Genomic DNA, 18,046 nt, shown 5'->3' on the forward strand with positions numbered 1-18,046 from the left:
ACGCTTGGAAGAAGTGAGTGTTATAATATGAAAGGCTTTTTTGGCATTTGCTGCGTCGTCGCGAAGTTAGCGCGTGTCTTCTACTTTGCTACCAGAACCGCACGGGTTTTCTCGGCCGCTTCCAGCGCCCCTTCGAGGTAGCCACCGAACTGTGGGGCGACTTCGGTTCCTGAAAAGTGGAGCGTCCCGTCCCAAATATTGGCGATGGCGGATGGAAGACCATAGGTCGGATGGGCATAGAGTGGTGCTGTGTCCGCTGGGGTCGCAGTGAAGGGATCGAAGGCCCAGTCTTTGACATAGAGGGTTTCGGGCCGCGCTGCTTGAGGACCGAACAATCGGCCAAGCTGTGCGCAGATACGGGCTCGCAGGCCGGCGGTGTCATAGCGACCTGCAGGGGGAACACCGATGAAGCCGAATAGAGCACCCGCGCCGTCATGGTGCGGGGAGGCATCGTGGATTTCGACCATCGGACCAAGGCGGCTTGCCCCATCGCCAGAAAGGCCTTCCTCCCGCCAGAAGGCAGTCTTGTAGGTCGCGACTGCTTTTGCTTGACCCGCCATCCATGTGGGGATTCCTGCCATGGCGCGCAGTGTGGTATCGGGGAGGGCGGGGATGAAATTGAGGGTCGCAGCGATCCTTGGGGGCAGGGCCAGCACAACATGATCCGCCACAAGCGCCTCGCTGGATGCGAGGGTGGCGGTGATGCCTTGGGTATTTTTCGCAAGAGTTTTGACCGCCGCGCCGAGGCGTTTGCGCTGCTGTGGTATGCGTTGTTCCAGTGCTTGCACCAATGCACCTAATCCTCCCTGAAGGCGCCATGACCCTTCCATAGATGCGATGCCGTGACTGTGTTGCACCTGCCCTTGGGCGTCCTCGAAAACGGCCATGCCGTCGGCGAATTGGTCGAACTTCTCCAGCGCCAACTGCTCAATTAGCGCTGCGATGCGCGGCTGGGCAGGCCAGAACCACGCGGGGCCCATGTCAAAAAAGCTGTTATGTGAATGCTCGGTTTTTATCCTGCCGCCCCAGCGTGGTCGGGCCTCTATTAGCAGATACTCCATGCCCTGATCCTCAAGTGCGCAGGCCAGAGCAAGGCCGCTGAGGCCGCCGCCGATGATCAGGGTTTTCATGGATCAGGCCGTCGCCGAGGGCGGTTTCGCGTGGATGAGGTGGCCCGTCTTTATCCAGACATCTGCACCCTCTGCACCTGCCATGATATCAAGTGCGGTGCCTGCTGGAAGTCGGAGCCATGCGCCCTTGCCCAGAACTTCAGCGTGCTCGGTGACTGAGCCCGCGACGACCAGTATTTCTATGCCGCCTGCTTGGGTATTTTCGTAGCACGCACCTGCATCAAGGCGCGTAAAGGTAACCGTCTCGAACGCGTCATGGTGCAGAGTTGCTGTTGAGACGCCCTGCGAGGACGCACCCAATTCAGCGGCCATGTCTTTTCTAAACTGGGTGCGGTCATCCATGTCGAACTGCCAGAGCTTCACAAAGATGGTACAGCCCTTATCCGACCCCGGCGTGTGGGCCGTGGTGGGCGGATTGCGCACGTAGGTGCCCGCAGGGTAATCGCCGTGTTCGTCCTGAAACACACCGTCGAGAACGATGAATTCTTCTCCGCCGGTATGGGTGTGACGGGAGAAGTTGCTGTTTGGGGCGTAGCGCACGATGGAGGTAGCGCGGGCCACCTCGGCACCGATGCGGTCCAGCATGCGGCGGTCCACGCGGGGCATGGGGGAGGGCGTCCACGCGATCTGGTCGGAGTGCACCACAACGCGGGTGTCGAAATCAGCGTTCAATTCCATGTCTGGCATCCTTTGCTCGGGGGGGGCTATGGCAGAAGCGCTGCCTGAACCGTCTCGGTCCAACCGAGGTAATAGGTCTCCCCATCCTCGATCACGGGACGGGCCATCACCTTTGGCTTGGCGGCGATCTGGGCCTCGGCCTCGGAGTTTTTGAGCCAGTCATTGAGCGCACGATAGTCGTTGGACGTGCGGTCCACCAAGCGGTCGCCAAATTCAACGATCAGCTTTGCCAATTCATCTTCTGACAGCGGGTCTGCCCGTATGTCGCGAAATGTGACAGGCTTGCCTGCGGCCTCCAGCGCTTTTTGTGCTTTTTGGCAGTCGGAGCATGTGCTCAACCCGTATATGATCATCTGTCTGTCTCCTGTGGCGCTGGAATTTGAACCTGTGGCATTGTGCCGTCAAGCGCAACCAGTTCACTGGCGGTTTTGCAGGTGGTGTGTCGGGGCAAACCGCTTCACACTGGGGTGCGTCTATTCTCTTATCCCGACTTACAGGCGGATTGCCTTATGCCCATTGCGCTTATTATTCTCATCCTTGTCGCGGGTGGCTTTGCGGTGCGCGTTTTTCAAAAGCGCAAGCAGCGTGCGGCGCTTTTGGCCTCTGGTTTGTCGGACAGGCAAAAGGGGATTGTCGCTGCACAGGTCCCGCTGGTGCTTGCACTTCCTGCCCAGATGCACAAGGCGTTGGAGGGGAAGATAAACCTGTTTCTCGATCAGGTGAACGTCGTGGGGTGTAACGACCTCGAAGTTACCGAAGAGATGGAGCTGTCGATTGCCGCGCAGGCCTGTTTGCTGATTGTGAATGTGGACGTGTGGTATACGCATCTGACAACGGTGCTGGTCTATCCTGGTGCATTCAAGTCCAAAACCCAGAGCCATGATGGATACGTTGTGACGGAAGAGGAAACTGTGCGCACGGGAGAAAGCTGGTCGCGTGGGCCTGTGATCTTGTCATGGCAGCATAGCCAGATGGGCGCGGCAGATCGCGAAGATGGGCATAACGTTGTTTTGCATGAGTTCGCCCACCAACTGGATGATCTTTCAGGTCGCACCAACGGGCAACCGTTGCTAGGCGACGGGCAAAGCTACGCCGCGTGGGAGCGGGTTATTGTCGCGGCACACCAGCGGCAAGAGGAGAATGTGACGCGGGGGCGGCGCACGGCGATGGATGGATACGGCGCGACAAATCACGCGGAGTTTTTCGCTGTGGCTGTCGAGACATTTTTCGAGCGGCCAGCCGCGTTGCAAGCTGAGGAGCCCGAGGTCTATGAGCAGTTAACGGAATTGTTACGCCTTGATCCGCTTACATGGCAGGGACAGGCGGCGGATTCATGATAGCACCGCACCAAAGCACCAACATGAAGGACAGCCTGTGATTACGACCGTACCCTATACTCGCGATCTGGTTCTGGTGGGCGGCGGTCATGCGCATGCTTTGGTGTTGAAGGCATGGGGCATGGACCCACTGAAGGGGGCGCGGCTGACAGTTATCAATCCTGGCCCGACAGCGCCCTATACTGGCATGCTGCCCGGTCATGTTGCAGGCCATTACGGGCGCGACGATCTTGAGATTGATCTGGTGCGGCTGTGTCGTCATGCGGGGGCGCGGCTGATCTTGGACAAGGCGGTGGATGTGGATCAATCGCGGCGCGAGATCGTTTTGGAGGGACGCGGCCCTATCGCCTATGACGTGGCCTCGATTGACGTAGGAATCACGGCGCAGATGGACATAAAGGGCTTTGCTGCCCATGCGATCGGGGCCAAGCCGCTGGATACCTATGCCGCGCGGTGGCGCAGGTTCTTGACCTCGGCAAAGGCGGGGGATGTAGCGCCTTACGTTGCTGTAATCGGGGGTGGCGTTGCGGGCTGTGAGCTTGCCATGGCGATGGCTTTTGCGCTGCAAGCGGCGGGGGTTCAGCCCAACGTGACCGTAATTGAGGCCGGACCAGAGATTTCAGGCGTCGGCCACCGTGTTCGCCAGCAGATTTTGCGCGCAATGGCGGGGCTGGGCGTGCGTGTGTTGACCGATGTGCGCGTGAGCGAAATTCGCGCTGGTGAAGTGGTGCTGGCTGGACAAGCGCCCGTTGCTGCCGCCTTATGTGTCGGTGCTGCGGGTGCTTTTGCGCATAAATGGATCGCGCAGACGGAACTGCCGCAGGAAAACGGGTTCATCACCGTGGGCGCTGATTTGGGCGTGATTGGGGATGAGGCATTGTTTGCCGTGGGCGATTGCGCCGTGATGCCCCATGCGCCGCGTCCAAAAGCGGGTGTTTTTGCTGTGCGGGCGGCGCCTGTGCTGCACCACAATTTGCGCGCGGCGCTCAGCGGCGGGCGGCGCAAGACTTGGACTCCGCAAAAGAACTACCTCAAACTGATCTCGCTGGGGGGCAAGTCGGCCATTGCCGAGAAATTTGGTATGGCGCTGCATGGGCCGTTTATGTGGCGGTGGAAAGACCAGATTGACCGCAAATTTATGGACAGCCTTGAGGATTTACCAGAGATGGCTGCGCCGCAAGTCACGGGTGCGCTGGCCTCTGGCGCGAAGGATTTGCTCGCGGCCAAACCGTTGTGCGGAGGATGTGGTGCCAAGGTAGGGCGCGGCGTGTTGTCAGGGGCATTGGAAGGAATCGCAAAGCCCACGGGGGATGTTGTCACGGGGGCGGGGGATGATGCTGCTGTGCTGCGCCTAAAGGCTGGTGGTTTCCAAGTGATGAGTACGGATCATTTGCGGGGTTTCATTGAGGATCCCGCGCTTATGACGCGGATTGCGGCGGTACACGCGCTGGGCGATGTTTGGGCAATGGGTGCGCAGCCGCAGGTGGCGCTCGCCTCGATTGTAGTGCCGCAGATGTCTGGACCCCTACAGGCGCGGACATTGACCGAGATAAGCCGCGTGGCAAATGAAGTGATCGGAGCTGCGGGCGGGCAACTGGTCGGCGGGCATACGACGATGGGGGCCGAACTGTCGATTGGGTTCACCGTGACCGGAACGCGGGAAGAGATGCCACTCACAGTGGCAGGGGCTCAAAATGGTGATGTGCTTATCCTGACACGGCCTATCGGGTCGGGTGTCATTCTGGCGGCTGATATGGCGGGTCAGGCCGATGGCCGCGACGTGGCTGCAGCGCTTGCAATTATGGCGCAACCGCAGGGCCGTGAGGCGCAGGTGTTGGGCCGCGTGGCTACTGCGATGACGGATGTGACGGGGTTCGGGCTTGCGGGGCATGTCCTCGCGATTTGTGAGGCATCCAATCTTGATGCTGTGTTGTCGCTCAAAGATATCCCGGTGTATTCAGGCGCACGTCCGCTGGCGGAGCAGGGTATTTCATCGAGCCTGATGGCAGTGAACCGTGCCGATGCGGTTGTTGAGGGTGTGGAGGATGCGTTGTTGTTTGATCCGCAAACGGCGGGCGGAATGTTGGCGTCTGTTCCTGCGGGGCAGGTTGATGGCGTGCTCGACGCGCTGAGCGTTCAGGGATGCGTTGGTCACGTTATCGGGCGGTTGAGTACGGGTACGGGCCGTTTGCGGGTTAGCTGAATTGGGCCTGCATGCGCTGGGCCGTCTTTTCCAGTGTGTCATCTGACAAATCGGGAAGCGTTATGTCGTGAAAGGTGACGTCCCTGCGGCCCACAGATTTGGCATAGCGGGGATCATAATGCGCGGTGATCAGACCTGAGGCAAGGGTTTGCCAATTCTGCGCGTTGACCTGCGCCTGCCACTCGGTGATCTGCGCGGTTGAATGATAGGGCCGCAAGCGGTCAAGTAGGGCGCTGAATTTTGCCTTATCCTGTGTGAGATCGGCATAAGCCTCGCAGAGAAAGCGGCTTCTCGCGGTGAGCGGTGCGGTGATGCGCATGCGGGTGGCATTGCACATGAGCGCCCAGAGCGATGCGGGCAGCATGCGTTCTCCGATCTTGGAACTCTCTGCCTCAACAAAAGTGACTTTGTCGGGATCGAGTGTCGTTAACGCTGCGGCGATCCTGCTCTCGAACATCTTTTGCGCGGGCTGTGGTGTCTCGACGCTTCCGAACAATGAGCCGCGATGGGCCGCTAGTCCTTCGAGATCGAGGATTTGTGCGCCCTGGGCGGCGAGGTGGTGCAGAAGGGCCGTCTTTGCCGTGCCTGTCCCGCCATCCACCAGTATCAGCCGATGCTGCAGGGGCGTTTTATAGAGGATTTTGACAACTTCGCTTCGGTAGCTTTTGTAGCCCCCTTTCAGCAACTGGACGCGCCAGCCGACCTGATCAAGGATCGTGGCAAAAGCGCCTGAACGCTGTCCGCCCCGCCAGCAATAGACCAGCGGTTGCCATGCGCCGTCCTTGTCCGCCAGTGGGCCTTGGAGGTGTAGCGCGGTGTTTTGTGCCACAAGTGCGCCGCCGATTTTGCGGGCCTTAAAGGGGCTTTCACGGGTGTATATGGTGCCGACTTCGGCGCGTTGGGCATCTGTGAGGACGGGCAGATTAATCGCACCCGGTAGGTGATCCTCGGCGTATTCGGCAGGCGCACGCACATCGATGATGGTATCAACGGTGAGATGGTGCAGTTGCGCAAGCGATGTGAGTGTTAGGGGTGTCATGCGCCCCTTAAGACGTATTCGTGCGCGATTGTCTCTAGTTATCGTGGGGTGGTGGAAACATCACGCCCATTGACACGTTGAAGACTGCAGGGTCGTGGCTAATTGCCCTAGATGTCTGGACTGTTCGAGGGAATGAGATAGCATCGGGGTTAACCCGTACAGTGATCTTCATGCTGCCTCATCACTGCTGTCGGAAATACAAAACGCACGTTTAGGCGAACAAATGAATAATGAGCGAAACAAGACAGAGCACAGCAGACATTGGCGCGTCGAGCGGGCAGATAATTTTGCTTTGATCGTGGATGCCTGTCGCTATTTCATCGTTCTGCGCGAGGTCATTATAGCCGCGCAACAGCAGTTGTTGCTGATTGGGTGGGACTTCGACCTCGAGATTGAAATGCTCCCCGGTGAGAGTGATGCGGAAGGTAATGCGCCGGACGGTTTGCCGAACAAACTGGGGCCGTTTTTGGAAGAAGTGATCCGGCGAACACCTGATTTGCATATTTATATGCTCAAGTGGAACGGATCGATTCTGGTAGCACCGGGGCGTCTCGCGCCGACGGCGGCCCTTGCTGCGTTTGGCAGTGATCGCATTCACCTTGCACTGGATGGGCATCATCCGTTCGGTGCCTGTCATCACCAGAAGATTGTGGTGGCGGATGATTGTGTGGCGTTTTGCGGCGGGATTGATGCAACGGAAAACCGCTGGGACACGCCCGAGCATTTGCCGGATGACCCACGCCGTGTGTGCAAGGATGGCAGCCCATCCGAGCCATGGCATGATGCGACTTCTGCCGTATCCGGGCCTGCTGCGGCGGCGCTGGGAGCATTGTCTCGGGAGCGGTGGAGCCGTGCCAGAAGTGAGGAACTGGAGGTGCCGACTAAAAACGGAAACCCGATCTGGCCTGAAGACCTTGAGGTTGCGGCATCAGATATTGATGTGGCGATAGCACGAACAAAGCCGCCGTTTGAAGGTGCGCCTTTGGTCAACGAGATTGAAGAGGCGTTTTTGTACGCCATCAAGACGGCACAGCGCAGCATCTATATTGAATCGCAATATTTCGCGGCTGATACGATCTGCGCCGCGTTAGAAGCGCGGTTGACGGATGTGGGCGGTCCGCAAATCGTGATCGTAAACCCTCAAACAGCGATGTCCGCCTTTGAAGATGACGCGATGCACGAGGTGCGCGATATCATGATCAACCGTCTCAATGAAGCTGATCATGAAAACCGGTTTCGCATCTGGCATCCCGTTACCTCGGCGGAGCAGCCGATTTATGTTCATGCCAAAATACTAATAACCGATGGTACCGCATTGCACATCGGATCGGCCAATATGAACAATCGCTCCTTGGGGTTTGATACGGAATGTAATGTGATTGTCGATACCAAGGATGATTTTATCGGGGCCTTTCAAAACCGTCTGGTATCGGAACATTTGGGAGTGACACCGGAAAAATTCGCGGATGTTTTGGCGCAAGAGAGATCGCTGATTGATGCGATTGAAGCGCTGAATTCAAAGAGCGGTCGCGGGCTGCGTGTGATCGAAGAACGGGAGTCGAGCATGCGCAGCACGCTTTTGGCACAGACCCGATTTATGGACCCACGCTATCATCCGGGTGAGGAAACCTCCACGGGAGAGGGCATTCGCCCGCGCCATATCGGAATTATGGTGGCGTTGGGGTTGCTTGGATATCTGGGATGGGCTGTTTGGCCTTAAGGGGAGGGTGAACGCCGTCAGACAAACTGAAGGTCGACAAGGGCTGATCTATTCGTCCGAAGCGTGGTCGGGGCGGTCTTTTGCACCGCGATGCTCCATAAAGCGGCTGACCCATAGAACTGTCGCGGCGAGCAATGCAGTTACGAGCGCGATTGCGGTATATCCAAGGCCTGCGGAGAGACCCACAGCGCCAGCAACCCAAAGGCTGGCAGCGGTTGCCATGCCGCCCACGCTTTTGTCCCCTTGGATGATTGCACCGGCCCCCAAAAAGCCCAAACCTCCAACCAACCCTTGGATCACACGTGAGGGATCAGAGGACAGGCCAGCGGCGACCATATCTGTTGCCATTTCGATCGAAATTATTGTGAAGACTGCAGCGCCCAGCGATACCATCATATAGGTACGGATGCCGATGCGACGATGTCTGACCTCGCGGTCGATACCCAAGATGGCACCCGCAAACAAAGCGCAGACCAGCCGCCAGATCCAGTCTGCCTGCGTGTAGTCAAAGCCGAGTAATTCAGACCATTCCATAGCTGTTCCTTGGTATATCTACATCAGCCGAACGCGGTGGGCGGCGACATGTTCCATAACTGTTCTAGAGCACTTTTTCAGGATGGCCGCTAAAAAATCTTAAATATTAAGGAACAACACGGCCCAAGAACCGTTTGTCTGGTGAATATTCATTTTTTAAGGAGACTGCTATGATCATGCAATCACTCAAAGACGTTTACCATGACCAACTTCAGGATTTGTGGAGTGCGAACAAACAATCGCTTGAGGCCGTGACGGCGCTTGGTCGGGCTGCAACAGACAAGGAGTTGTCAGAGGCTTTGATCAGGGGAGCGAATGGGATAAGCGACGGGATGGAAAAAGTTGCGGAGATTTGTAATCGCCACGACGTCGACCCTACCGGTGAGCACTGCAAAGGCATGGAGGGTCTTGTTAATGAAGCGCACGCGCATGTCCTTGCTACCGAGTTTGGTGACGACGATGCCCGTGATGCCATGATCATCACTCAGTATCAGCGCATGGTTCATTACGCGCTTGCGGGCTACGGCTGTTTGGTCGCCTTTGCCAACCGTCTGGAGCAGGACGAAGATGGTGCCATCTTGCAAGCATGTCTTGATGACACCTATGACGGCGACCGCGTGATGACAAAAATTGCGACAGGTGGCATCAACAAGGCAGCCGCATAACATCTCTTAGGCGCTTCCAAATCTAAATGTGAAAAAGCGGCCCCATGACAGGGCCGCTTTTTTATGTGCATAAAAGATGTGGGCTTGATTAGGATTTCTGGGCGTCCAGCAACGCTTGCTTCAAATCTCTGATCGAGACCGGCTTGCGCACCACATTGTCGTTGGACTTCAAAAAGTCGATCTGGCTGGCCTCATAGGCGGTAATGTAGACATAGGGAATGCCCCGCTCGGTTAAGATGCGCGCAATCGGCTCGGATGTTTTTCCCTGACCCAAATTTACGTCAAGACAGGCGACATCAAAATCACCTTCTTTTGCCAAGCCCAATGCATCTTTGAGGTGGGTAGAGGGCCCGACGACTTCAAACCCCAAATCCTCGAGCGCGTCAGCCATTTCGAACGCAATAAGTGCTTCGTCATCTACGATGAATATTCGCTTTGGATCGGATGTCATTGGTACTTAGTCCTCTTTATTCAGTGGCATTTCCAGGCTCCACTTGAAGCCTGCTTTGGGATAATCGATGATCACCTTGCCGTATGTTTCGGCAGCCAAAATCTGGTTTGTGATTTTCGATCCGAACCCCTTTGTTGTAGGACTAACGGGTGCAGGGCCATCAAGTTCCACCCACACTAGGCGAATGGTATCTTGCTGTGGTGTGACATAATCCCACATCAACTCCACACGCCCCTCTGTGTCGGACAGGCTGCCGTGTTTGAGGGCGTTTGTCGCCAATTCGTAAAATGCCATCGACAGTGACATGGCAATGCGGGAGGGCACTTCGACATCGGGCCCTTTCATCGTAATCCTGCCGCCTGCAATGCGTGCGATTGTGTCCTCGGCAATCTTGCCAATATGAGCACGATCCCAGCGGTTCCCGATCAGTTGCGAGTGTGCCTTTGCGTAGGCGTCCAGACGGCTGTCGATGGTGTCGCGGGCGCCCTCGGAAGCATTGGTGCCGCGCAAGGACTGGCTGACAATTGATTTGACCACGGTAAAGGCGTTTTTCACGCGATGGTTAAGTTCTGCGATCAGAACGTCCTGCTGAGCCATCAGGTGGCGCTCGTTATCTATGTCGATGAGCGCGACAGTTGCACCGCGCATCTGGCCGTCAGAGGCAAAAACGGGGCGGCAGACAATGCGCATCCAGAACATAGTGCCATCGCCACGTTGGTAATTCACATCAAGTTCGGCGTAATCGTGCCCCTCGCCTACTACCTTTGCCAATGGGTATTCATGGCTTTCAACCTGCTTGCCATTCTCGTGAAACGAAACCCACTCCCCGTAGGAATGTACGTCCTCGGAATTGTAGATTGGATGACGGACCATCTCTTCCGCGAGAGAGTTGCCAGTTGTGATTTTGCCGCTAGGTGCCTCGGCGAGAACGATGCCAATCGGGATGGTCTCCAGCATCGCCTCCAGAAAGCTAATGCGCTCGAGAGACTTTTCCTCCTGCATCACTTCCTCGGATTTCTGCAAAAGCACATCCGCGAGCTCTTGTTTTAGCCTAGTGTTCTCGGCTTTCAGGCCCTCAAGCGTTTCCGACATGCGTGATATCCAGTTTTTGAAAAAGTTTGTGTGATGAAGTTATGTTGCATGGGCTGTATGTCCAGCATTCGATGATCAGGACTGTTTTGACTTTGACGCTGGCAGCGTAGATGTGTCTCCTAAAAACCTGCCAAGTGTCTTGAAACCGTCGATTTCGTCGCAAACAATTTTTATCACGATAAGGATTGGCAAGGCCACGACCATGCCGATGACCGACCATATCCATGCAAAGAACGCGACAAAGAGGAATACAATAGTTGTGTTAAGTTGCATCCGGCGGGAGATAAGTACGGGTGTGATCAGCTGTCCTTCTATTGAGGTCAGGGCCATATAGGTGAGAAAAACGCCAACGGATATCCACGCTTCGTCAAAACTCACAAAGGCGACAGCGGCGGCGATACAAGCACCCAAAACACCACCCAGATAGGGAACAAAATTGAGCGCAAAAGCCATGAAGCCGAAAACAAGCGGACCGGGAAGGCCCCAATAGTACATCGCTGAAGCGATAGCTACGCCGAGGCCAAAGTTGATCAGGGCAATGCCGCCCAGATAACGGCCCAGACGCTCTTCGATGGAGTGCAGTACTTCTACGGCGCGGCGTTTGTCGGAAAAACGGTCAAAGCTTTCCAGAGTTTTGTGCAGGAAAAGGTCGCCTGAGGACACAAGGAAAAACAGTAGGATCAGAGTGAACAAGATGCTGCTCAGCAGGCCGGGTGCCATGCTGAAAAGGGTTGCGGCAAATCCTGTACGGGAAACAACTTCGACGGAAACGGTCCCCGCGTCTTGCTCTGCTATGATTTCCTCGGCGGCGGTCGTTGCGTTATTAATGGCTTCAAGTGCGCCACCGGAGGCGGAAATTTTCGCCTTGATCTGTTCCATTAGCGCAGGGAGGTCTTCGATAAATTGCGCGGTAGGTGCACTTAGCTGTACCATAAGAAGCAGGATCAAAGCGGTAAGGATGCTTGTAAATATGGTGGCGGATACAAACGGCGCAATGCCGTGGTTCTCCAAATAGCGGCGGGGGCGATTCAGTACGAAATACCCCAAGAATGCCGCCGTCACGGGTATCAGAAACTCTGCTGCCCATACCATCGCCTGAAGCAGTAAGATCAGAAATATCCCGACTACAGCGGTTTCCGCCCGACCTGATGTTATGCGCAATTTGTCAGGCAGGCTTTCTTCGCCTTGGCTTTTATCTGGCATGTCTTGGACCCCTGTGGTGCCATATGTACCGCGAAAGCGCGGCATTTTTACTAGATGGCTATTAGCCAACGCGTATCGGGCTACTTTTGTTCAATCTGTCGTAGTTTATTTTCACTTCGCGCGTCTGCGTGCAACGAAGTATCTGCGAGCTGCGTTGTCTGGCAAGCACTATATCTCCAACAAGACGGGAAACACTGGCCACTCAGGGGTCATCTGTCCGCTATTCACAGAAAGAGAATAACATGCATGAGCTGAAAACTTTATTGTTCGGATCAATCGGGACGATTGTCGAGACATCCGAATTGCAACGCCGTGCGTTTAATCAGGCATTCGACGAAAATGATATCGGCTGGGAGTGGGACACCGGGACTTATCGCGCGCTTCTGAAACAATCAGGCGGACGTCAGCGGATTGAGGATTACGCCTGTGAACGCGGAACTGCGGTGGATGCAACGGCCCTGCACGCGCGGAAGACCGAAATATTTAACCGAATGATGAAGGAAGAAGAAGTTTTGCCACGGCCTGGCGTTTTGGATGTTGTGCGCGCTGCGCAGTCCAATGGCGTGCGTCTGGGCTTTGTGACCTCCACTTCAGTCCAGAATACCGATGCGGTGTTTAACGCTCTGGGGGGTGCGCTTTCGCGCCAAGATTTTGATTTTGTGGGCGACGCAAAGATGGTTGAAAACAGTAAGCCAGCGCCAGACATATATCAGGTAGCTAAAGAAATACTACAAATCGATCCGAAAACCTGTCTTGCGATTGAAGATACCGCTGTCAGTCTGGCAGCAGCGACAGCTGCGGACTTAAACTGCATCGCATTTCCTGGCGCCTATGCAGACGTGGACGAATTTAAGAGCGGTGTCATAATTGAGCGCAACACTTTGTCTTTTGAGCAGTTATTGGAGCATATGGTCACCATCAAATAATTTTTGTGATGAGGCCCCCGATGAGCAAATAGGGGACTATTGCAAGAACAAGGATCACGCCGTCCCGTGCAAACATTCCTAGCCCCAAAAGCGCAACGGACAATCCGATCAGCGACGACGAGAAGGGGACCAACTCCAGCAGCGGTAGGAAAAGGCCTGATACCACACAGAGGGTTTGAGGTATGATAACAAAGGGTTGTCGCGTGATAGCGATCAGGCGGGTCTGTGTCCGCCGATCGAGCCAGCCTGCCACGGGGTGGACCTTTTCAAAAGCAATTCGTACGAGGCTCCGCTTAGCCTCGAGGCGCAATATCCATTGCGGTAGCCACAAGTGGTTTCGCCGTAGCAGCATCTGTATCGAAACCAAAAATATAATCATCCCCATCGTGGAAGAAAAAAGCGGGATACCGCTGAGGGGGCTGACAAGTGCAATCGCTGGCACAATGAGTAGGGGGGCAAAGCTCACCTTACCGATGAGATGAACGATTTCATGCACTGTGATCGGGCCGTCGTTTCCGGCCTCCTCAATACGCTTGAGCATGCTCATAAGGTTTTCAGAGCGTGTCCTCATTCAAATATCCTCAAATCCTCGTGAAGTAGTGCTGTCGCGCATACGCCAAGAGTATGTATGCCCTGCTACCGCGCAAAACACCCCCGTCAGGATCATACTACGCCATGGCAAGTGCCGGACGGAACCGAAATGCCGTGCGGATGGTTGGAGGTGTGAATAGGAGAGATATTATGACAAATTTTTCATATGGTCCAATCAACGAGATTAAGACTGATAGCGAGACAGTTCACGCATTCCGAGTGACAGGACACATCGATGATGACGCATCAGAGGCGTTGGCGAAATATATGAATGCCGTTTTTGACCGTTCTGAGAAGGTGAACATGTTGCTGGATTTAACTGGTTTCACTGGAAGCGATTGGGACAGCATGTTGGACGGCGATGTGATCACCTCACGGTTCCGCGCTCTTTCGCACGTTTCCCGTTATGCCGTTATCGGTGCCCCTGAAAAGGCGTCTAAAATGATCAATTTGATGGATAAAATCATCCCCGTTGAAGCAAAAGCCTTCGAGGCGACTCAGCATGAGCAAGCTTGGGAGTTTGTTGGTGCGCGTCCGGTACCCGAAGTCGCATAACGGAACCAACGGCGCACCCGATACGTTTGAGATATGAACCGCCTGCAAGCGGATAATAGACATTGAAAGGAATACCGATGACTGACCACACACCCAACCCAAAGAATGACAGCAGCGACGAAACCGTGATTGGCTTCAAAGGCGCTGAACAGCACCACGATCTGAAAGGTCAAGCGGGCGAGAATGGTGACCCAAGTCATGCCCATGTCGATGGCGAGGCGAGCGCAGAAATCAAAGACGCAGTCGATGGGTCGAACGCTGATGGTGCGGTCTCTGATGCGCTAAAAGACGCAACCAAGAAATAGTACGAACCCCGCCCAAGACCAAACAGGTAGGGGGCGGGTTCAATCAATGAGCACACAAAGGAACGCGGAATGGCAAGTTTTTCCGAAGGTGACAAGGTTAAATGGGAGTGGGGCAGTGGGTACGGTACAGGCGAAGTGCAGTCCGTGTTCAATGAAAAGACCACGCGCAAGATCAAAGGGACCGAGGTGACGCGCAACGGCTCCGTTGAGGATCCTGCACTCTACATTAAACAAGATGATGGCGACGCTGTGCTAAAGCTCGCGTCCGAGGTTGAGAGCGCGTGAGCACAAGTCTCGTCTATGTCACCGACGCGGAGCCAGGAATTTCGCGCCGGCGACGTGGGAGGGGCTTTAGTTATGTCGCGCCTGACGGAACGACCATCGCGCGTGGCGCAGAGCGGGCGCGCATTGAAGCGCTCGCTGTTCCGCCGGCGTATGAAGATGTCTGGATTTGTTCGAAAGAGAATGGACATCTGCAAGCAACAGGCCGCGACACGCGCCATCGCAAACAGTATCGGTACCACCCTCAGTGGTCTGCTAAACAAGCAACCACAAAATACGAGCAATTGGCAGACTTCGGGGAGGTATTACCCAAAATCAGGCGCAGAGTCGAACGTGACCTTTCCAACGATCCAGGCGATGCCGAATTTGCCCTTGCTGCCGCTGTATTGATGATTGATCGCGCAGCACTGCGCGTTGGGCAACAGGAATATACCGATCAAAATGGCAGTTATGGCGCGTTGACCTTAAGGCGCAGACATTTGCGGATTCGTAAAGACGCACTGGAACTTAAGTTCACGGCGAAAGGCGGTACCAAGGTCCGTAAAGAACTTACGGACAAAAAGCTGCAAAAAATGCTTCATAAAATACAGGATGTTGAGGGTGCTACTTTGCTGTCTTGGACGGACGAAGCTGGCGCGGGACAGAGCCTGTCCTCGCATCAGTTGAATAACTACTTGACCGAGGCCTCCGGCAAAGACGAGGTAACCGCAAAAACATTTCGGACATGGGCCGGAACGCTCGCTGCATTTGAATGCGCGGAAAAAGGGCATGCAACGATAACCGAGATCGCCGAGGCGGCCTCCAAACGGTTGCATAATACGCCGTCTGTGGCGCGAAATAGTTATATTCATCCTGCAGTTATCGCTTTGTCAGGGGAGCCGCCCGTTGCAATCACTCCTTTACGCAAATCGGGTCTGTTCGTGGCTGAGCAACGGTTATTGGGTCTGCTGACCCGCTGAAATTATTTCAATAAAGGATTCTTTCTTTGGCAAATTCAAAAACACGTGACCTTACCAAAGGTCCCGTTTGGAAAGCGCTTACTGTGATGTCCGCGCCGATGAGTTTCGGGATTTTCTCGGTTATCGCTGTGGGTCTTGCCGACGCCTATTTCCTTGGAATGGTAAGTGCTGCGGCACTTGCTGCTGTCGGGTTCATTTATCCTGTGATCACCGCCCTCACATCCCTGTCGATCGGGGTAAGTGCGGGGGCTAACGCAGCGCTGTCCCAGCGGATCGGTAAGGGGTGCGATGCGGAGGAGACGCGCCGCCTCGGCCTGCATGCCATTGGACTGGGTATCGCATTATCGATTGTTGCAGGTTTGCTAATCTGGGTGAGCTTTCCTTCTCTATTCTCTGCGCTCGGCGCATCTGGCGACGTCGCAAAAGAGGTTGCAGCCTACATGCCGCTTTGGGCGTTTTCGTTTCCATTTTTGGTAACGATGATGATTACCAACTCGGTTTTTCGCGCTCACGGGGATGGTGCTACCTCTGCTGCAATTATGATCGTGGCCGCATTGTTCGGTATTATTCTGAATCCAGTCTTTATTTTTGGATGGGGGCCGGTGCCTGAGATGGGAACAGCGGGGGCCGCGCTGTCGACACTGATTGGTCGCGTGGTCGCGATGGTGCTTGCCCTTTGGATTGCATGGCGCCGGGGCTTATTGGGGATCTGTGGGCAGATTTTGCATAGCTTTGGCAAAAATTGCCGCACAATTCTGAATGTCGGCGCACCTGCGTCCCTCTCTAACGCGATCAATCCTGCGGGCATGGCATTGGTGACAGCAGCAGTCGCGACCGTCGGGGATGATGCGGTTGCAGGTTTTGGTGCGGCGGGCAGGGTGCAGTCGATCCTGTTGGTGCCGCTGATGGCGCTTTCGGCGGGGATTGGTCCCGTAGTAGGTCAGAACTGGGGTGCAGAGAAGCAGGAGCGTGCGCAATCTGCCACCCGTTGGGCATTTGGTTTTAGCTGTGTCTACGGCGCTGTTGTTGGGCTGGTTTTGCTTCTGTTTGCAATGCCAATTGCGGGGCTTTTGGCGGCAGGGCAGGCGGATCAGGACTATGCAGCGCTCTATTTGCGCATTGTCGGGTTATCAATGTTTGGGTACGGCCTAGTTGTGATTGCCAACGCGGCGATGAACGCGCGGGATAAGGCGCTTTGGTCCATGTCCCTCAGCCTAGGCCGAATATTCGCGATCTATTTGCCGCTGGCGTGGATCGGGGTTGGTGTCTTTGGCTATATTGGTGTCGTTGTTGCAGCTGCAGTGGCCAATGTCGTTGGTGGCGGCGCTGCGGTCTTTGCAACGCGACATGTGGATGTGTTTAGCTTCCCTACGGCGCGCGCTGTCGAAGGGGCGTTAAAGAGTACCTAGGAACAATGGCGCAAATTGCAGCCCGCTTTCATGGCGATCGCGGGAGGAACGTTGCGGGTAGGTGTGCGTTTGTCACTGCCCGAACAGGAGAAGAATAATGTCGAACCACACACGAGAAGAAGCCGAAGTTGTAAAACACGCCGAGGGTCTATCACCAAAGTTGATATTTGAGGTAATCCGCCGCGACGGTGTGGAAGAGCTGGAGCGCCCCAAACTCTCTCTTATGTGGTCAGGAGTGGCGGCAGGTATCATGATTTCGCTCTCGGTTCTGGGCGAGGCGATATTCAGAACCTATCTGCCAGATGCGCAATGGTCATACCTCGTAGAGAACCTCGGCTATAGCTTTGGATTTCTTGTTGTGATCCTTGGGCGCATGCAGCTTTTCACCGAGAATACGATAACGACCGTGCTGCCGTTGATGCAGGAACCAACGCCAAGTATGCTAGGACGTGTAGCAACCTTATGGGGGATCGTGCTCCTTGCTAATGTTGTCGGAGCCTTTGCTGCGGCATATGGTTTTGCGCATACTTCCGCCATTCCGACCGAGCTGTTGCCCGCAATTGAAGAATTATCCCGTCATGCAACAGGATTTGCGCCAATGGAGGCATTTCAGCGTGCTATACCCGCAGGCATCCTCGTGGCCGCGATTGTCTGGATGTTGCCTGAATCCGATGGTTTCGGCTTTTTCGTAATCCTTGTTTTCACATGGATGATCGCCGCAGGGGATTTTACTCATATTGTAGCGGGATCGGTCGAGATGGCGTTTCTTATGGTGCAGGGATTGTTGCCGCTTAATGAGGCTCTGTTCAGCTTTTTCCTCCCAGTTTTGGCAGGCAATATTTTGGGCGGAACTTTGATTTTCGCGCTGCTCGCATTTGGACAGGTGCGGCACGAGTTGAAATAATAATCTTCGCTAGATTGGAACAAAGTCTGCGCGACCCGGTTGTCTTGATAACAAGTTAAATCA

Annotated in this window: 20 protein-coding genes; 11 read left to right on the plus strand and 9 right to left on the minus strand. The window is 55.2% G+C overall.

Going from position 1 to position 18,046, the window contains the following annotated elements:
* Positions 1-80: 80 nt before the first annotated feature.
* The 3 genes from Q0775_RS10620 to Q0775_RS10630 are packed head-to-tail and all read right to left on the minus strand — an operon-like array spanning position 81 to position 2,161.
* On the minus strand, positions 81-1,130 hold the full coding sequence (locus tag Q0775_RS10620) for an FAD-dependent oxidoreductase (protein WP_298860186.1): 1,050 nt from the start codon (positions 1,128-1,130) through the stop codon (positions 81-83).
* A 3-nt stretch (positions 1,131-1,133) separates the two neighbouring features.
* A complete protein-coding gene (locus Q0775_RS10625) occupies positions 1,134-1,808 on the minus strand; it encodes a cupin domain-containing protein (RefSeq protein ID WP_298860188.1) in 675 nt (224 codons plus the stop codon).
* A 26-nt stretch (positions 1,809-1,834) separates the two neighbouring features.
* Positions 1,835-2,161 (minus strand): glutaredoxin domain-containing protein, encoded by a 327-nt coding sequence (locus Q0775_RS10630; RefSeq protein WP_298860190.1) that lies wholly within the window; start codon positions 2,159-2,161, stop codon positions 1,835-1,837.
* Positions 2,162-2,317: 156 nt separating this feature from the next.
* Between Q0775_RS10630 and Q0775_RS10635 the strand changes: the two genes are divergently transcribed.
* Together Q0775_RS10635 and selD are read left to right on the plus strand one after the other, a co-directional pair.
* Positions 2,318-3,145, plus strand: coding sequence for a M90 family metallopeptidase (locus Q0775_RS10635; RefSeq protein ID WP_298860192.1), 828 nt, complete (start codon positions 2,318-2,320; stop codon positions 3,143-3,145).
* A gap of 37 nt (positions 3,146-3,182) precedes the next feature.
* Positions 3,183-5,348 carry a selenide, water dikinase SelD gene (selD, locus tag Q0775_RS10640; RefSeq protein WP_298860193.1) on the plus strand — a complete coding sequence of 722 codons (2,166 nt, stop codon included), beginning with the start codon at positions 3,183-3,185 and terminating at the stop codon, positions 5,346-5,348.
* On the opposite strand, the gene mnmH is transcribed toward selD, so the two are convergent.
* Complete coding sequence (gene mnmH, locus Q0775_RS10645; protein ID WP_298860195.1) at positions 5,341-6,387, minus strand: tRNA 2-selenouridine(34) synthase MnmH; 1,047 nt, start codon at positions 6,385-6,387, stop codon at positions 5,341-5,343. The genes selD and mnmH overlap by 8 nt on opposite strands.
* A 223-nt stretch (positions 6,388-6,610) precedes the next feature.
* On the opposite strand from mnmH, the gene Q0775_RS10650 reads away from it, so the two are divergent.
* A complete protein-coding gene (locus Q0775_RS10650) occupies positions 6,611-8,107 on the plus strand; it encodes a phospholipase D-like domain-containing protein (protein WP_298860197.1) in 1,497 nt (498 codons plus the stop codon).
* 48 nt (positions 8,108-8,155) lie between these two features.
* On the opposite strand, the gene Q0775_RS10655 is transcribed toward Q0775_RS10650, so the two are convergent.
* Positions 8,156-8,641, minus strand: coding sequence for an MgtC/SapB family protein (locus tag Q0775_RS10655; RefSeq protein ID WP_298860199.1), 486 nt, complete (start codon positions 8,639-8,641; stop codon positions 8,156-8,158).
* A 170-nt stretch (positions 8,642-8,811) separates the two neighbouring features.
* Between Q0775_RS10655 and Q0775_RS10660 the strand changes: the two genes are divergently transcribed.
* The gene (locus tag Q0775_RS10660; RefSeq protein WP_298860200.1) at positions 8,812-9,306 is read left to right on the plus strand and encodes a ferritin-like domain-containing protein; all 495 of its coding nucleotides are present in this window, start codon (positions 8,812-8,814) and stop codon (positions 9,304-9,306) included.
* A gap of 88 nt (positions 9,307-9,394) precedes the next feature.
* On the opposite strand, the gene Q0775_RS10665 is transcribed toward Q0775_RS10660, so the two are convergent.
* The 3 genes from Q0775_RS10665 to Q0775_RS10675 all read right to left on the minus strand — a co-directional run bounded on the left by Q0775_RS10665 (position 9,395) and on the right by Q0775_RS10675 (position 12,052).
* On the minus strand, positions 9,395-9,757 hold the full coding sequence (locus Q0775_RS10665) for a response regulator (protein WP_298860202.1): 363 nt from the start codon (positions 9,755-9,757) through the stop codon (positions 9,395-9,397).
* 6 nt (positions 9,758-9,763) lie between these two features.
* Positions 9,764-10,849, minus strand: coding sequence for an HWE histidine kinase domain-containing protein (locus Q0775_RS10670; RefSeq protein ID WP_298860204.1), 1,086 nt, complete (start codon positions 10,847-10,849; stop codon positions 9,764-9,766).
* Positions 10,850-10,924: 75 nt separating this feature from the next.
* Positions 10,925-12,052 carry an AI-2E family transporter gene (locus Q0775_RS10675; RefSeq protein WP_298860206.1) on the minus strand — a complete coding sequence of 376 codons (1,128 nt, stop codon included), beginning with the start codon at positions 12,050-12,052 and terminating at the stop codon, positions 10,925-10,927.
* Between the two features lie 242 nt (positions 12,053-12,294).
* Between Q0775_RS10675 and Q0775_RS10680 the strand changes: the two genes are divergently transcribed.
* The gene (locus tag Q0775_RS10680) at positions 12,295-12,978 is read left to right on the plus strand and encodes an HAD-IA family hydrolase (protein WP_298860208.1); all 684 of its coding nucleotides are present in this window, start codon (positions 12,295-12,297) and stop codon (positions 12,976-12,978) included.
* Here Q0775_RS10680 and Q0775_RS10685 read toward each other — a convergent pair.
* A complete protein-coding gene (locus Q0775_RS10685; protein WP_298860210.1) occupies positions 12,971-13,549 on the minus strand; it encodes an exopolysaccharide biosynthesis protein in 579 nt (192 codons plus the stop codon). The genes Q0775_RS10680 and Q0775_RS10685 overlap by 8 nt on opposite strands.
* 170 nt (positions 13,550-13,719) lie before the next feature.
* Between Q0775_RS10685 and Q0775_RS10690 the strand changes: the two genes are divergently transcribed.
* From Q0775_RS10690 to Q0775_RS10715, 6 genes are all read left to right on the plus strand, one after another.
* A complete protein-coding gene (locus Q0775_RS10690; protein WP_298860212.1) occupies positions 13,720-14,124 on the plus strand; it encodes an STAS/SEC14 domain-containing protein in 405 nt (134 codons plus the stop codon).
* A 77-nt stretch (positions 14,125-14,201) separates the two neighbouring features.
* The gene (locus Q0775_RS10695) at positions 14,202-14,429 is read left to right on the plus strand and encodes a hypothetical protein (protein WP_298860214.1); all 228 of its coding nucleotides are present in this window, start codon (positions 14,202-14,204) and stop codon (positions 14,427-14,429) included.
* Positions 14,430-14,498: 69 nt separating this feature from the next.
* Positions 14,499-14,714 carry a DUF2945 domain-containing protein gene (locus tag Q0775_RS10700; RefSeq protein WP_298860216.1) on the plus strand — a complete coding sequence of 72 codons (216 nt, stop codon included), beginning with the start codon at positions 14,499-14,501 and terminating at the stop codon, positions 14,712-14,714.
* A complete protein-coding gene (locus Q0775_RS10705; protein WP_298860218.1) occupies positions 14,711-15,670 on the plus strand; it encodes a DNA topoisomerase IB in 960 nt (319 codons plus the stop codon). Before Q0775_RS10700 ends, Q0775_RS10705 begins: the two co-directional genes overlap by 4 nt.
* Before the next feature lie 26 nt (positions 15,671-15,696).
* The gene (locus tag Q0775_RS10710; RefSeq protein ID WP_298860220.1) at positions 15,697-17,079 is read left to right on the plus strand and encodes an MATE family efflux transporter; all 1,383 of its coding nucleotides are present in this window, start codon (positions 15,697-15,699) and stop codon (positions 17,077-17,079) included.
* Between the two features lie 97 nt (positions 17,080-17,176).
* The gene (locus Q0775_RS10715; RefSeq protein ID WP_298860223.1) at positions 17,177-17,983 is read left to right on the plus strand and encodes a formate/nitrite transporter family protein; all 807 of its coding nucleotides are present in this window, start codon (positions 17,177-17,179) and stop codon (positions 17,981-17,983) included.
* Positions 17,984-18,046 lie beyond the last annotated feature (63 nt).

It is taken from the genome of uncultured Sulfitobacter sp., assembly GCF_947499945.1.
GTDB lineage: Bacteria > Pseudomonadota > Alphaproteobacteria > Rhodobacterales > Rhodobacteraceae > Sulfitobacter.